The following is a 16,587-nucleotide window of genomic DNA, read 5'->3' as shown; positions in this document are numbered from 1 at the left end:
GGTACCGGGCATGTAGTCCTGAGCGCTTGCGTGACGCTCATGTCGGTGCTGTCGGTGCTGCCGATCGATGTCAGGTATGGGTTCAAAACAAGGCTGGCACAGGACAGTCCAGTATTTCGGCAAAGGTCTGGAATAACGCCTGTTCTGCGACCGTCACAGCACCATCGGTCTGAATGCAGGCCGCTACCGCAAGCAGGAATTTTTTCTTTTCCGGTGCGCTCAGCAACGACAACTCATCAAGCGCAACATACAGCCCCGCCCGGTTCAACTGGTCAATCGGCCGCAATGAAGTATCCACCAGGCCAGGCAGGTCTGCCCGCAGTTGCTGACAGGCGGCGGTGAAGGCGGTCGGCACCGCTGTACCTTGTTGTCCCGCGTGCGCCATCAGCGACAGTGTCACCTGACAGGCATCGCCGCACTCGGCCAACCGGCGCGAACGCGCACGGCGGTTCCTGGCAGCGGCAGCAAACACCACATCCAGATTTTTGCGCACAAGGTAGTGGTACAGCCATGACATGGGATTGCAGCCATGCGACAGTTCCAGAATCGCGAGCATGTTATTGCCAAACAGTTTGTACTGCGCGGAGCTGAGTTGATGCAAAGCTGAGAGCGAAATGTTGATCAGTGCCAGGTGGTCACCGCCGGCCAGCCGATCGCTTTGTGCAATCAGACTCGACAATTCCTGGTAGACGCCAGCGTCAGCATTGCTTTTGAGGTAAGCGAGCTGCGCGTGAAATCCAGTGCGCGATGCATCATCTGTTGCCGAATCAAGGAGCAGAAAATAGACCAGGGCACGCGCACCGTGAGGCTCGTGTGCCGCCTGCAGAAAAACCGGGGTCAACTGGCTGCGAACCCGGTGCGCTTCGCGCAGATCTGCCGAATCGGGAGAACCGGCTCTTTGCAAGGCGGACACGACGGCTACATCCAGCATTGAGACACTACGCTGACGATCGTCGACACCCGCTGCAGCGTTGCTGGCCCGGTCACTGCCAGAGCCATCCTGATCAGGCGCTGGCGCCATGGAGAAATCTCCGTTCCATTGCGGCTGTAACCGTTTTATGCGCTGCTGCAACGGTGGGTGCGTTGCAAACAACGCAGCGAATGAGGTCGAAACCCCCTGACTGAACAGGGCATGACTGATTTCGGCAGCGCCGGGATTTGCCAGTTGTGAACCTGCGCTGTCACCGCCTATTCGCCTCAGGGCACCGGCGATACCCTCGGCGCTGCGGGTAAACTGCACCGCCGATGCATCGGCGAGATACTCGCGCTGCCGACTGACAGCAGCCTTGATCAGATTGCCAAAAAACGTCCCTGCGGCGCCTATGACAATCAGTCCCAATCCCAGAAAAACGATGCCATTGCCGTTTTTTCCACGACGACTCACGCCAGCGGTACGCATCAGATAGTACCCCATCATGCCCAGCACAAGGATACCGTGAAGCAAGCCAATCAACCGGATATTGAGCCGCATGTCACCGTGCAGGATATGACTGAACTCGTGGGCTATGACACCCTGAAGTTCTTCGCGCTGCAATTTGGTAATGGCGCCACGGGTGACTCCCACCACGGCGTCAGCGGGCGAATAACCGGCAGCAAAAGCATTAATGGCCTCCTCTTCCATCAGGTAGACCGGTGGTACCGGCGTGGAAGAAGCGATCGCCATTTCCTCAACAACATTGAGTACCCGCTGCTCGTAAATATCGCCACCGCCCGGGACCAGCAGACGCGCACCCAGAGACTCGGCGACGCGTGCCCCGCCCCCGCGAAGACTGGCAGTTTTGTACAGACTGCCAAAGCCTACAACAGCCAGGACAGCGAGGCTGATGACAACATACAAGCCAGGATCAGTAGCAGAAAACGCTACGCCGCTTCCTGCCTCGGTCGACGCCAGACCGAGTGTGACAATCACCAGCAGGTTGGTAATCACGATAAGGCTGACCAGGGCCAGCACAAACAGCAGAACGAGACGCCCGGTCTTGCGGCGCGCGATATCCTGGGCCTGGAAAAAATCCATGGACGTGGCTCCGGTAAGACTCAGAAGCTGACTTTGGGCGCGTCTTGTATCTGCTCGCTATCAGCAAACTCCAATAATGAAGCGTCCGCGCCGTGACCAAAAATCCCGGCAAAAACGACCGGCGGGAAGCTCTGCTTATAGGTATTATAGGCCATCACCTGATCATTGAACGCCTGCCGCGCGAAGGCGACTTTGTTTTCTGTGCTGGTGAGCTCTTCGGTTAATTGCATCATGTTCTGGCTGGCTTTCAGGTCCGGATAAGCCTCCATTACCACATTAAGCCGCCCCAGTGCCCCGCCCAGTGCGCCTTCCTGCGCTGCCAGCGCCTGCATGGCAGTGGCATCGCCGGGTTTTGCTGCCGCGTCACTCAAGCCCTGAGCGGCTGCGTTGCGGGCAGAGATGACCGATTCCAGGGTTTCGCGCTCATGCGCCATATAGGCTTTGGCGGTTTCAACCAGGTTGGGTATCAGGTCATAGCGCCGTTTCAACTGGACTTCGATTTGCGCAAATGCGTTTTGATACCGATTTCTGAGACTTACAAGCCTGTTGAAGATACCGATGCCATAAAAAGCCAGCACCGCAACGACGACCAGCACTACGATTGTTGTCACTTCCATACACTGTTACTCCCTTGCCCGGCATTGACGGCCACCGTCAACTGCCGGTCCACATCAAAGTATCAGATGTCTTCAAGGCGTTGACTGACGGCCTGGTTTGCACCACTTGCGGTTGAGGCTGTCGCAGGCTTAGCATCCTCAGTGTATTTGCTTTGCAGCTTGTTAAGCAAGCGCGCGACTGTTTGCGGCGACCCGGTGTTCTTCGCCAGCAGATCATACACGACCGGAACGACAAACAAGGTCATCAGGGTTGTCATGAGAACACCGGAAAAAATAACCGTTCCCAGCAACACGCGGCTTTCAGAGCCGGCACCGGTGGCAAAAATCAAGGGCAATGAACCCATCATGGTCGACAGGGCTGTCATCAGCACCGGTCGCAAACGCATATCACAGGCTTCAACCAGCGCTTCACGAAAGGCCTTGCCTTCATCCCGCAACTGATTGGCAAATTCAACAATAAGAATGCCGTTCTTGCTGGCGATACCCACCAGAATAATCAATCCTATATTGGTATAGATATTCAAGCTGCCGCCGGTCAACAGCAAACCGATCAGCGCACCAAAAATTGCCAAAGGCACTGTGGTCATGATCACCATCGGATGCACAAAACTCTCAAACTGGGCTGCCAGCACCAGAAACACAACCAGCAGTGACATGGCAAAAATGAAAGCCAGTCCGCCACTGGCTTCCTTCAGCTCAAGCGACTCGCCCTTGTAATTGATTTGTGCGTGTTCCGGCAGCTCAGTCAGTACAGCCTGCTCAAGAAAGTCCAGTCCCTGCTCCAGTGTGACACCGGGTTGCAAGCCCGCGCTGAGAGTAATGGCGCGCATGCGCATGTAGCGATTCAGTGAGTTGGGCGATGATGTGTTCTCAACAGCAATCAGGTTGGACAGGGGAATCAACTGTCCGCTGCTTTCCGACCTGACATAAATATTGGTCAGGTCATCCGGTGATGCGCGCTGGCTCTCTTCGGCCTGCAGAATGACGTCGTACTCCTCGCCACGGTCGGCGAATGTCGTTACCCGGCTCTCGCTCATCATGGCCTGCAGGGTTCGTCCGATAGCCTGAATTGACACGCCAAGATCTGCAGCCCGGGTTTTGTCGACAGTAATCGTCAGACTGGGTCGTGTTTCCAGGAAATCCGAATTCATACGCGTGAACAGACCACTGGCTTCACCGCGCTCAATCAGGATGTCACGCCATTGTGTGAGCTCTTCGTAGGTGCGACCACCAATCACGAACTGAACCGGCATACCCCCACCGCCGCGCACAAGCCCGGACCGCATGAACATGTTTATTTCCAGGCCCGGCAGATTCTGCCAATCTGCGGCCAACTCGTTCATGACCTGCTGTGTCGGTTTTTCCCTGACCTCCCAGTCTGCCAGCGCGACAATAGCCATACCACCGCTGACACCGCTGCCACCACCAAAGCCGGGCAGGATAGTGACAATACTTTTAATTTCGCCGTTTTCCAGGAACGGCGTGACACTTTCCTGCATTTCATTGGCCTGTTCCTGCATGTAGGCCATGCTGGCACCTTCGGGTCCGCTGATCCGGGCCATGAACACACCCTGATCTTCCTGTGGCGCGAATTCAGAAGGGATCTGTAGCCACAGGAAATATACCGCCACACCAACCAGCACCAGGCTGGCCAGAATGACGTAGCGAATGCCAAGCGCAAATTCCAGCGCTGAGTGATAGCCTTGCTGCAACCATCTGAATACACGGTCAACAATTCGGGTAAGAAAACTTTCATGAGAATGGCTGTTAAGCAGCTTTGAACTCATCATCGGGGTCAGCGACAAAGCCAGTACGGTTGAAATGATGACAGCACCACCAATGGTGATCGCCAGTTCATAGAACAATATGCCCATGTTGCCTTCCATGAAAACAACCGGCACAAACACGGCCAGCAATACCAGTGTGGTCGCAACAACTGCGAACCCGACCTGACGCGCGCCATTGTAAGCAGCCAGCAAAGGTGGTTCACCCGCCTCGACACGGCGCTGTATGTTTTCCAGCACAACAATGGAGTCATCAACTATCAGCCCGACACACAGCACCAAAGCCAGCAAGGTGATCAGGTTGATGGTCAGACCAAATAGCAGCATGACCATGAATGCCGACAACAGACACACAGGAATGGTGACGGCGGGAATCAACATGCTGCGGAATGAGCCCAAAAACATGTAGATAACCAGGCTGACCAGAATGACAGTCATAATGATGGTGCTGTACACCGAATCGATAGCATACTCAATGAACTCTGCATCACTGTTCGACAGCTGTAAGGTCATATGATCGGGCAAAGTCGAATTGACCCGCTCTGCCACCGTGATCGTATCCCTCAGTATCTGCAGACTGTTCGCGGTAGACTGGCGCACGATGCCCAGACCTACGGCGTCGACACCGTTACCGCGAAACACGGCCCGATTGCTGGCTGCGCCCAGCTCCACCCGCGCGACCTCTCCCAGGGTCACCAGGTGACCATCTTCACCACGACTGATAACCAGTCCTCTGAAGTCCTCGGGCGTCTGATAGACGCGATCGACACGGACGCTGAACTCGCGCTCCAGCGAGTCAACACGCCCGGCTGGCAGCTCGATATTCTGCCGTCGCAAGGCAGATTCCACATCGGTCACTGCGAGACCGCGGGCGGCCAGTGCAACCCTGTCCAGCCAGACCCGCATGGCATAACCACCTGTGCCACGAACCGAAACACTGGCCACACCGTCAATCACAGCGAACTGATCGACTACGTAGCGTTCGGCGTAATCGTTAAGCTCAATAAAGCTCATTTGAGTGCTTTGCAGATTGTAAAACGCCATCGGACGTGCATCTGCATCTGCCTTGGCTATTTCGGGCGGATCCACACCTTCAGGCAGGCGCCGGGTGACCCGGGACACCTTGTCACGAATGTCGTTGGCCGCCTGATCAATATCGCGACCGACGGCAAACTCCACGGACACACGCGAACTGCCATCGCTGCTTGATGAGCTGATGGTCTGTACGCCTTCAACCCCATTAATCTGATCCTCGATCAGCTGGGTTATCTGTGCCTCGACGATTTCTGCCGACGCACCCGGATAGCTGGTGCTGACCGAGACCACAGGGGGGCTGGTATCAGGGTATTCGCGAACCGGCAGCTCCATGAACGACAGGATGCCAAACGCTACCAGTAGCAGACTGATCACTGCGGCGAAAACCGGCCGTTTAACTGAAACGTCAGACAATATCATGGTGCCTTACCCTCTAAAATGAGCCCGGGACTGATCCGCTGGATCAGTACAAACCTGCACTCAAGACTGACCTTCACCGGACGTGGAACTGCCGGATGCACTGTTACTGGACTCACCTGTATTCATGATACGCACTGGCTGGCCAGGCCTGACTTGTGCTATACCCTGAGTCACTACACGCTGGCCGGGCACTACGCCGGACACAATTTCAGCCAGCCCCGGGCGGCGGCGCCCGATCTCTACTTCAACCCGGCGCGCAATGTTTTCTTCGTCAACAACAAAAACATACTGACGTCCCTGGCTGGGTATCAACGATTCTTCCGGCACCACCACGGTGTCGCGCTCATTCAGCGTCAATCCGACTGTCAGCAGCATGCCCGGGCGCAAAACACGGTCGCTGTTATCTATCTCAGCACGTACCTGAACCGACCGGGTTACCTCATCAATGCGTGAACCAATATTCTGAACCACGCCTTCAAAATCACGTCCGCGATACACGATGCTGTTGGCTTTTACCGTCAAACCCGACTGAAGTTGTGCGAAAAACACTTCGGCAATATTGAAATCCAGTTTGATGGTTGAAATATCATCGAGTGTGGTGATGACGGTATTAGGCGTTACCAGAGTGCCTTCACTGATATTGCGAAAACCGAGCATGCCGGAGAATGGGGCACGAATCAGGCGATCGTCCATGTTGGCAATCACCCCCTCGAGTCTCGCTTCTGCGGTCTGGAACCGGGTTCGGGCCGTTTCCAGATCTGTCTGTGAAATCAGGTTGGTGGTTATAAGGCTTTCCAGACGTTCATATTGACGCCTGGCATCCTCCATTTCAGACCGCGCTTCGCTCAAGCGAGCCGCTTCTGCACTGTTGGTCAGTTCGACCAGAATGTCGCCCTGCTCTACCAGATCGCCGTCTTCAAAGTGGACAGCCGTCACCGTATCGGAAACCTTGGCCGTCAGGTTGACAGACTCGTTGGCCTGCGCTGTGCCCACCGACTCAACCTCATCGGCGAGTCGTTGACGGATAACCTCGGCAACGGTGACTGACACCGGCCCCATGCCGCCGCCGCCCATCATGCCCGGGCCACCGCCAGCGACAGGGCCTCCCGCAAGTCGGCTGTAAACGCCGTAAGACAACGCTATCGCAGCGACAACGAACAGGATCAATAACGGATGGCGCAAGATAAATCGCAAGGTCCAGCTCCCGGGCCGGTGAGGCCGCACTAATTCAGCGGGGTTGAAGGTAAATTCCAAATATGGCGTAGCTTCCGTGAAAGCCCTGTTCTAAGCAAGATACAACGGTGACAAAGTGTTACCAAACCCCGCTTTTGCGGCAAACAACGTAGTAGTTACGACAGGCGCCCGACCGCAGATCAGACCCGTCATGAGCTGCACGACAACATCGTACAACCGGCCCTGTTGCTGGCCCAGGCCGGCCGCCGCTCAGCAAAGCGCTGATCAGGTCCCGACACGGGTGCATACGGCTGCCGCAACAGCCTGAGCAGCGCGTCAAACTCGGTCCTGTCACCCTGCTCCAAGCCATCTATCGCTTGCTGGGCAAGGTAGTTACGCAAGACAAAAACCGGATTCGCCGCAGCCATGCACTTTTGCCTGTTCTCGTGATTAAACGCGGACACAGCCAAAAACTGTCGGTACAGTTTTTCCCATTGTTGAAATAACGGAAGGTTTTTGTCCTGGATCTGGCTCACACCACTTCCATCCAGGGGATACAAAGCCGGCCTGACGACATCCGCCAGCGCAACAAACGTTCCGTCTTCCCGTTTTCCCTGGCAGGCGAACTCAATCAGGCAACGAAAGAAGATTGTCATGTCGATGGGCTGACAGCACAGCAGGGTCTCCAGATTGTCCAGTAAATCCTTGAATTGTGGCTGCGTGATCACATCGTCAGCCAGGCCCAGTTTGCCGGCCATCATCTTGTATCTGGCACTTTCATATGACGCAGGCAGACCATCAACTATGGATTGCAGGGCATCAGCGTCCTTGATGACAGGGTACAGAGCATTGGCCAGTCGAAAAAGATTCCAGCGTGCGATTGCAGCCTGTTGTCCGAACCGGTAACGGCGTTGTTCTGAGTCAGTGGTGTTGGGTGTCCAGTCCGGGTTGTAGTCATCAATCCAGCCATAGGGGCCGTAATCTATGGTCAGGCCCAGCACTGACATATTATCAGTGTTCATGACGCCGTGGACAAATCCCACACGCATCCAGTGCACAATCATGTCCTGTGTCAATTGACACACCTGAGCGAACCATTGCAGATATATTGCGCTGCGGCCAGCCTCGGTACTACCTGTCAGTTGCGCAGCAAGGTCCGGCCGATCAGTTTTGACAACAAACTGTAATAACGACTCGAGCAAAGCCATGTCGCCACGCGCGGCCAATAACTCAAAATGGCCAAATCGTACAAAGGAAGGCGACACCCTGCATACAATGGCACCTGGCTCTGCTTTCGGATGGCCATCGTAAAACATGTCCCGCACCACCGTATCACCGGTCAGTACCAGACTTAACGCACGTGTCGTTGGTACGCCCAGATGATGCATGGCTTCACTGCACAGAAACTCACGCACCGAGGAGCGCAGCACGGCCCTGCCGTCTGCCTGTCTTGAGTACGGCGTGGCACCGGCGCCTTTCAGCTGGAGCGTCCAGGTCTTGTCGTCCGGGCCGACAACCTCGCCAAGGTTAATGGCGCGGCCATCGCCCAGTTGACCGGCCCAGTGGCCAAACTGGTGACCACCGTAAACACTGGCAAAGGGGTCCATGCCTGGCAGAATTTCATTGCCTGAAAACACACTGGCGAGGCGGCGAGGATCGCAGTCTGCAGTAGACAAGCCCAGCAGCGTTGCCACCTCATCAGCCAATGCAAGCAGACGAGGCGCTTTAACCGGTGTTGGCAGAACCCTGGAAAACAAGGCACCACTGACTTGCCTGCAGTAGTTGTCGGGCACCGGATCGGCGGGCAGTTCCCGGCTGAAGCGATTACTGAAACGCAACTGATCCAGGCCGCAGGGCTTACCAGTCAAGACTGTCTATTCGCTCTATCAGGGTGGCATTGGCGGTACCGCCACCTTCGCAGATGGCGACCAGTCCATAACGTGCTTCTCGCCTTTCCAGCTCATGCAGCAGAGTTGTCATCAGTTTTGCACCCGTGGCCCCGAGAGGATGTCCCAGCGCCTGCGCACCGCCATTGACATTCAAGCGGCGCAAATCAGCGCCAAGCGCCTTGGCCCAGGCCAGGGGTACTGAACCAAACGCCTCGTTAACTTCATACAGGTCAATGTCGTCTATCGTCAGGTCGGCGCGATCGAGCAGCTTTTCGGTAGCCGGGATCGGCCCCTCCAGCATAATCTCCGGATCCGAGCCCACAACGACCAGCGTATGGATGCGCGCCCGCACCGGCAGATTGTATTTTTCCACCGCGCGGCGGCTGGCGATCAGCAGCGCGGCCGAACCATCGGCAATCTGGCTGGCGGTGCCCGCCGTAATCACGCCATTTTCGAACAGCGTCTTGAGACCCTGCATGGATTCCAGGCTGACGTCATAGCGAATGCCCTCGTCAAGCACATGGGTGTCAAGACTGCCATCAGGCAGCGTGACCTCCACCGGCACCACTTCACGGCGGAAATGACCATTGTTGGTTGCCGCTGCTGCGCGCTGATGGCTGAGCACACCGAACTTGTCCAGTTCCTTGCGACTGATATGATATTTTTGTGCCAGTAATTCGGCACCATCGAACTGGCTGAATTCAATGCCAGGGTATAACTCATCAATACGCTCACCGCGAGGTACGCCTCTGCCCTTGTCGAGCGTGTCATTGATATTGGAGCCGATTGGAACCAGACTCATGCTTTCGACACCGCCGCAGATAACCAGATCCTGGGTGCCTGACATTACCGCCTGTGCGCCAAAATGTATGGCCTGCAACGACGACCCGCATTGACGATCAACAGTAACACCGGGAACAGAGACATCAAGGCGTGATGCAAGTGCCACATTCCGCGCAAGATTGCCCGCCTGCGCGCCGACCTGGCTGACACAGCCAAATATTACATCATCGACGGCATTGGCCGGCAATGCGGTTCTGTCCAGCAGTTCATCCACCACCGCTGCGCCCAGATCGATCGGGTGAATACCGCTGAGTCGTCCGTTTCGGCGGCCACAAGCGGTACGGACCGCTGCAACAATGTATGCTTCGCCCATGTCGTTCTCCCAAACTAAATTATATGTCCCATCCAGCGCCCACCCAGCATAACACCGGCCCACAGCACCAAGGAAGCAACGCCGGTCAGACGCATTGACCATGGCATGGGCCCGGATTGATCCCAGCCGACAGCCATGCGCACCCGGCGACGATGAAAAATCAGCATGTTCAACCCTGCCAGCAGCATCAGCACCATTTTCCATTGAAAGGCAGGGTTGAGCACATGCGCACTGGCACGGGTAATGAACAGACCTGCACCGGTTACGATGGCTATGGCAAACGCGGCCCAGATCCATGGCAGAAAATCCTGACTCAGGACTCTGTACGGATAGATTTTTGCGGCAACACCGGTGAGACGCAAATCAAGCATAAGCAAGGCGCCAAGCATCAACGTAATACTGAGCACGTGCAAAGAATTGAACAACGGAAACAGCCACGTTGCGCCGATCTGCTCGGCCAGCCACAGATACTCAAGATTGAGCCAGAATTCGTGTTGCAGCATCATGTCACCCTGGCCAGAACAGATAGTCAGAATACGCAATCCAGCGGCCGGACATTGCCGTCATCAACCATGCGGACAAAGACACCAGTGCCAGCGTTTTTATCAGCAACGTTTGCTGTTGCGTTGTGCCACGACGAAATCCCAACCACAGTGCCGTCATGGTACACAGCGCTAACAACAGAAAACCGGCCTTGATGGCAAACACCGGATTATTCAGGTAGCGCTGCGGACGGGCGAGCAGGAATGGCAGACCACTGACCAGCATCACCGGTAATGCCCAGAAGAACCACGGAAACAGACGTTGCAACATTTCCTCTACCTGTTGACGCCGACCCGCCAGGTTCAGCAAACGCAGGTTCATCATCACCGCCGACGCCATCAGCATGGCCAGGCCCAGAAGATGAATGGTTTGCAGCACAGGAGGCAGGCCGGGAACAGTGCTCAGCAGCCTGATACTTAGCTCGGTCATGGCACGCGCTTTGCCTGAGCGGCCAGCAGACTGGCGGCTTCATGCTCGGGTACCGGGCGCGCGAAAAAATATCCCTGTGCGACCTGACACTTCAATGACTTCAACATATCGACATGTTCCCGGGTTTCCACGCCCTCGGCAATAATGGAAAGCCCCATGTTTTCACTAAGGGACAGGATTGATTTGACCAGGCCCAGGGCGCCTTTGTCGGTGGTCATATTGCGAATGAAACTCTGATCAATTTTAAGCGTTGTTACCGGGTACTGGTGCAGATAACTCAGTGACGAATATCCGGTACCAAAATCGTCGATAGCGATCTGCATGTCATGATCCCGACATTGCAGCAGAACTTTCCTCACGTGCTCCGATTGTCGCAACAGCAATCGCTCCGTGATCTCCAGATGTATCTGCGAGGGATGAATGCCGGTTTCGTGGAGAATGAACAGCATCTCATCCAGAAACGCAGGGTCATCGAAATCCTGGGCAGAGAAGTTGACGCTGATGAACAGTGACGAATCTCCACTCTGAGTGATCATCCGCTTCAGAGCCTTGCATGACTCACGGAACGCCCAGCGGGTCGCTTCGATAATCAGTCCGGTATCTTCAGCCATGGGAATAAACAGGTCTGGTCGCATGAGCCCTTTGGTAGGGTGATGCCAGCGCATGAGCGCCTCAAAACCAATGATGCGACCGTTGGCGATCTCGATAAAAGGTTGATACTCAAGAAACAGCTCTTTTCTGCCGACAGCCACCTTGAACTCGTTTGCCATGCGGACGGCGTCCAGAACCTGGCTTTCTTCAGCATGATAACGTTCCTGCTGCTCAAGCATGGTCGTGACGCCGGTAAACTCCCGGACATTTTCCGAGCGTTGCAGGATATCCCGATAACGCATCAGAATCAGCTTGGTCACCAGGCCTACGATAGGATTGGCGTTCTGGACAGCACGGCTGAAATCCGCTTTTGATATCTCCAGTAGCCGGCAGTCTTCCAGGGCGCGCACGGTGGCACTGCGGGGACCGTCATCAACTATCGCCATCTCGCCAATCAATGTGCCCGGACCACGGCGGCCTACTTCCATTTCGCTGCCATCCGGGCGCCGCAGCGTGATCTCGACACGTCCGCTCTGAACAAAGTAGGCGCAATCACCGGGCTCATCCTGGCGCATAATGACTTCGCCGGCCCGGTAAAGCTTTTCCACCTGCAAAGCTTCTACCGGATCCAGCACAGGCAACACCGTCGACTTATCCGTCGGTTCAGCGGAACCCGGGGATGGATCGGGCGTGGATTTGGAGCTGTGGTCAGATTTGGCTTTCACATTAAAGGCTTTTCGGCAGACTGAATCATGGACCGAGTTTACGATGGATCGGCGCCCAACGCCAGCGGGCAAGCACCTGAAACAACAGACAATAAATTTTCGCAGAGTGAACAGCGTGGCATAAAAAAAGAGAGCAGCCAAAGACATGCTCTCTTTTCATGGGCTGTGCTTATCGAACTGCCAGCCCTTAATTGGTCGGAACGGCAGGATTTGAACCTGCGACCCCTACACCCCCAGTGTAGTGCGCTACCAGACTGCGCTACGCCCCGAATAATCGAGCGGGCATTATACTTGCCCTGCGTCGGCTTGCAAGCCTGACGAGAGATAAAGCTGACGGGCAATAAAAAAGGCGGCCCGGGGGGAACCTGGCCGCCTTCCTTATTTAACACGCTCGTTAACTTGCCAACGTCCGTGTCGGCACATCGGCGCTTACATCTCGAATGTTACCCGGCCATAAACCATGCGCCCTGTCGGGTCATACAGGAATGATTCCATGCCGCCGAGCAATGGCACCTTCTGTGGCAGCCTGTCGAACAGATTACGGGCACCTACAGTGAACGAGAATTCACCGCCGAAGGCTTGCAGGCCGCGATAGTTGTAGCTGGCATCAGTAATGGTTGATGCCCGCAACACGTCAACATCGCGGTAGTTGCTGAATGGTAGCAAGCGCTGGAACTCGAACTTGCTGGCATCGAATGTCATCTCGTCCAGGTAACGGACAATGACATTGACGCTGTGCTGATCACGCGACCAGCCCAGACGGACGTTGGCCTTCCACTCCGGCATCGGGGGCACAGCACCGGTGAGGGCGTTCTGGTTACCCACGGCCTCCACGACGTCCCGATCCGGTGACAGCTGGTACTGGTAGGTATCGACGAATGTCGCATCGACGCCAACATTAAACATACCCAGATCAGCAATTGGGAACAGATAGTCGAACTTGATATCAATCGCTTCCACCAGCATGCTGGATGCATTGGTATCGCTGCTGATAATACGGTCGATTTGAGCAACATTGTTCGGATCACGCTGGATGCGCGGATCAGATTGCGGACTGGCTACCCAACTCCGGACCATATCAATCGGTGGCGTACCGGTACCAGAATAGCCAGTGGCCTGACGGAAGTTAAAGAAGTCAGATGCCAGGATATCGGCAGTCGTCGACGATATAATACGATCAGTAAAGTCGGTTTCGCTGTAGTCAATATCCAGCGTCATGCCTTCCAGCAGGTTCAGTGTTACCCCTACGCCCATGGTATCCGCTGATTCCGGCACCAGATCAGGGTTACCCTGCGAGCAGTTGGCGGTAAAGGCAGCGAATGTGGTGAATGGGTCCGCCACGTTGGTCAGGCCACAGGATTGCGGCGCATTTAACTGATTCAACGACGGTGCAATAAAGGACGTGCCCTTGGTTGCCCGCACAGATAACCAGTCAGTCGGCAGGTAAATCAGCCCGAATTTGGGATCAGTTGAACTTTGACCGGTACTGTATTCCTCATTACGAACCGCAACCTGCAGTTCCAGGTTATCCAGTACCGGCAACGCCAGCTCACCAAAGAAGGCATTGACTGAACGCCCATCACTGAACGGGAACAACTGGGTGCCGATGAATACGTCACCCGTAAGGCTGTGCAGGCTGGGCGTATTGTCAAAGCGGTCTTCACGGCGCTGATAACCAACCGCGGCACCAATTTCGCCACCCGGCAACGCAAACCCACCCGGTGCGATAGTGCCGTTAAACACCAGATCCACTGTCTGCAGGGTCTCAACGTCATCGACACGATTCTGCACGTAGGTGGAATCGGCTACCGACTGGGTATTGAGGTTATTGCCGTCCGGGGAGACAAACGGATTAAAACAGGCATCACGATCATTCACGACGTCGCAGTTCAAACCCTGGGTCAACATGCCCAGACTGAAGTTGTTGGCTCTGCTGTTGTCCGTAGAGCGGGCGTACATGTACGTCGCACTGCCGTCCCAGCCGTCAACAAAAGGAACCGTGAAATCGGCCGTTAGCGCCGTTCGCCACCCGAACAACAATCCGGAACCAATGGTGGCACCATCGGGCCCAAGCTGGGATGGCAAGGTGCCGTGTTTACCCCAGGGACGCCATGCGGAAAACGCGACATCTTCATTGAACGGGATACCATTGGGGTCTCGCACCACCTGACCGTTCTGATCGCGATCAGGCACGCCGTCGCCATTCGAGTCCAGTGCATAGAGTTGATTGCCATTGGCATCACGGGCCGGGAAAGGGTTGCCGGGCAGTTCGCCACGGATAATCGGCAACTCTCCGGTACGACCACCCGGGTTGGAAGGTGAGCCACGGTTGGCTGTCCAGCGCTTGTAGTAGCTCCACTGCCCCGACAGCGTCAGGTCCGAACTGACATCATAAGTCAGGTGAGTAAAAGCCTGGGCAGAATCCTGCGCGGCGCGGTAATCCCAGAACTCACCGAAGTCATACCAGCACTGACCACCAAACGTGAACCCGTTCGGATTATTGCCGACCTGAGTCGGGTCCTGACGTACCCCGCCGCAATTGGGGTCTGACCGCACTGCCGTATCACCCGTCAGTTCACCATTCTCATCACGCAGCGGCACGCGATAACGACCGGGATTGGGTGTACTTGACGACGTCAGGCCGGCGTTCATCTGCTCCGGCCGGTCAATCATGCGCAGGCGGCCGTTGGTGCGGTATTCACCGGCGACAACAACGTCGAAACCATTCCATTCGGTACCGGCCAGCAGACTGACCTGATCGTCGGTGTAATCACCACGGTCATCGCCTTGCCGATACACTTCAACACGAACACCGTCATATGATTTGCGCGGCACAAAGTTGACCACACCGGCTACGGCCTGAGAACCGTAGAGTGCTGCGGCGCCGTCTGTCACTATATCCATGCGACCGATCGCAATCTGTGGCAGAAAGGTATTAACATTGGTCCCGATGACACGCATACCGTCAACCAGGTTCAGTGTTGCACCTGCCCCCAACCCGCGCAAATTGATTGAAGTTGCTGTGCTGGACGCACCGGTCAGCGAGTTCTGGGTGATAGATGAGCCCTGATTAAAGCTCAGACTATTGATGACATCACCCATATTGGGCGTGCCTTCGGTGGCGATATCTTCAGCATCAAACTGAAGAATCGGAGATGCCGCCTGAAAACCTTCAGTACGACGTATAAAAGAGCCAGTTACAACAACTTCCTCTACTTCGGGCTCTTGTTGCGCCATAACGGCGCTGGTGGGAACAAGCAGACTTGCGGCGATTGCTGCGGACAGCAGACTGACTCTGTAATTAAAAACAGATTGTGATTTCATCCATAGACCTCTTAAAGCTTATTATGATTTTAGGTCTGTCATGCAGATGGGATGCACGACACTAATTGGCAATATTTTTTGCCTTTTAAATTACCCAACAAGGCAAAGGCCCTGTTGAGTAGCTTATGGACTATATCACTGGAGAAAATGATGTAAAGGCGGGGAGTAACAAATAGAGAACTTTTGATAGGACGAATGTTCGATATGGCACCATGTTGGTGCGCAATGGAGTAGCAGTTGCAACTACAACAACGATAGCGCCTCCTCTAATTCTTTGATCATCTGCCTGAGTTCCCCCGCTTCCACGGAAGTACCTGCCGAAGCCTCCTGATGACCATTCATACGTTGGCGTGCCCCACCAATGGTGAATCCCTGCTCGTACAGCAGAGATTTGATCTGGCGGATCAGCAGGACATCTTCGCGCTGGTAATACCGGCGATTGCCTCGCCTCTTGACTGGTTTAAGCTGAGGAAACTCCTGCTCCCAGTAGCGCAGCACATGCGGCTTGACCGTGCACAGCTCCCCTACTTCACCAATAGTGAAGTAGCGCTTGGCCGGTATTGGCGGCAACTCCTTGTTGCTATTGGGTTCCAGCATACTTTTCTACCCGCGCCTTAAGCTTTTGGCCTGGCCGGAATGTGACAACACGCCGTGCTTTGATGGGTATTTCCTCGCCGGTCTTGGGGTTTCGACCCGGGCGCTGTTTCTTGTCCCGCAGATCAAAATTGCCGAATCCGGACAATTTAACCTGCTCACTGCTCTCCAATGCCAGACGTATCTCTTCAAAAAACTGCTCAACCAGCTCCTTGGCTTCACGTTTATTGACGCCTAACTCGTCAAACAGGCGTTCAGCCATTTCAGCTTTTGTCAGTGCGCCCTTGTCCATG

12 protein-coding genes and 1 tRNA gene are annotated in these 16,587 nt (G+C 55.3%); all 13 read right to left on the bottom strand.

Features of this window, described 5'->3' with window-relative positions; genetic code table 11:
• Window positions 1–82 precede the first annotated feature (82 nt).
• Window positions 83–2,014: a M48 family metallopeptidase gene (locus WD071_RS01545; RefSeq protein WP_368046524.1), complete on the bottom strand. Its 1,932-nt coding sequence runs from the start codon at window positions 2,012–2,014 to the stop codon at window positions 83–85.
• A 20-nt stretch (window positions 2,015–2,034) separates the two neighbouring features.
• Window positions 2,035–2,631, bottom strand: a complete 597-nt coding sequence (locus WD071_RS01540; RefSeq protein ID WP_368046523.1) for a LemA family protein — start codon at window positions 2,629–2,631, stop codon at window positions 2,035–2,037.
• Window positions 2,632–2,693: 62 nt separating this feature from the next.
• The gene (locus WD071_RS01535) at window positions 2,694–5,864 is read right to left on the bottom strand and encodes an efflux RND transporter permease subunit (protein WP_368046522.1); all 3,171 of its coding nucleotides are present in this window, start codon (window positions 5,862–5,864) and stop codon (window positions 2,694–2,696) included.
• 66 nt (window positions 5,865–5,930) lie between these two features.
• Window positions 5,931–7,064 carry an efflux RND transporter periplasmic adaptor subunit gene (locus tag WD071_RS01530; RefSeq protein WP_368046521.1) on the bottom strand — a complete coding sequence of 378 codons (1,134 nt, stop codon included), beginning with the start codon at window positions 7,062–7,064 and terminating at the stop codon, window positions 5,931–5,933.
• A 188-nt stretch (window positions 7,065–7,252) separates the two neighbouring features.
• Window positions 7,253–8,911: a YdiU family protein gene (locus WD071_RS01525; protein WP_368046520.1), complete on the bottom strand. Its 1,659-nt coding sequence runs from the start codon at window positions 8,909–8,911 to the stop codon at window positions 7,253–7,255.
• Window positions 8,901–10,088 (bottom strand): acetyl-CoA C-acyltransferase, encoded by a 1,188-nt coding sequence (locus WD071_RS01520; protein ID WP_368046519.1) that lies wholly within the window; start codon window positions 10,086–10,088, stop codon window positions 8,901–8,903. The genes WD071_RS01525 and WD071_RS01520 overlap by 11 nt, the downstream gene beginning before the upstream one ends.
• A gap of 14 nt (window positions 10,089–10,102) precedes the next feature.
• Window positions 10,103–10,594: a DUF6644 family protein gene (locus WD071_RS01515; RefSeq protein ID WP_368046518.1), complete on the bottom strand. Its 492-nt coding sequence runs from the start codon at window positions 10,592–10,594 to the stop codon at window positions 10,103–10,105.
• 1 nt (window position 10,595) lies between these two features.
• The gene (locus tag WD071_RS01510; protein ID WP_368046517.1) at window positions 10,596–11,060 is read right to left on the bottom strand and encodes a DUF6644 family protein; all 465 of its coding nucleotides are present in this window, start codon (window positions 11,058–11,060) and stop codon (window positions 10,596–10,598) included.
• Complete coding sequence (locus WD071_RS01505) at window positions 11,057–12,376, bottom strand: EAL domain-containing protein (RefSeq protein WP_368046516.1); 1,320 nt, start codon at window positions 12,374–12,376, stop codon at window positions 11,057–11,059. The genes WD071_RS01510 and WD071_RS01505 overlap by 4 nt, the downstream gene beginning before the upstream one ends.
• A 192-nt stretch (window positions 12,377–12,568) precedes the next feature.
• Window positions 12,569–12,645 (bottom strand) — tRNA-Pro (locus tag WD071_RS01500).
• Window positions 12,646–12,805: 160 nt separating this feature from the next.
• The gene (locus tag WD071_RS01495) at window positions 12,806–15,700 is read right to left on the bottom strand and encodes a TonB-dependent receptor (RefSeq protein ID WP_368046515.1); all 2,895 of its coding nucleotides are present in this window, start codon (window positions 15,698–15,700) and stop codon (window positions 12,806–12,808) included.
• A gap of 243 nt (window positions 15,701–15,943) precedes the next feature.
• Window positions 15,944–16,297, bottom strand: coding sequence for a MerR family transcriptional regulator (locus WD071_RS01490; RefSeq protein WP_368046514.1), 354 nt, complete (start codon window positions 16,295–16,297; stop codon window positions 15,944–15,946).
• Window positions 16,281–16,586, bottom strand: a complete 306-nt coding sequence (gene ihfA, locus WD071_RS01485; protein WP_368046513.1) for an integration host factor subunit alpha — start codon at window positions 16,584–16,586, stop codon at window positions 16,281–16,283. Before ihfA ends, WD071_RS01490 begins: the two co-directional genes overlap by 17 nt.
• Between the last annotated feature and the right edge of the window lies 1 nt (window position 16,587).

The sequence above is a fragment of the Pseudohongiella sp. genome (genome assembly GCF_040877505.1).
In the GTDB taxonomy this organism is placed as follows: domain Bacteria; phylum Pseudomonadota; class Gammaproteobacteria; order Pseudomonadales; family Pseudohongiellaceae; genus Pseudohongiella.
Note: the sequence above shows the minus strand (reverse complement) of the source record. Positions and strands in the feature narration are given on the sequence as shown.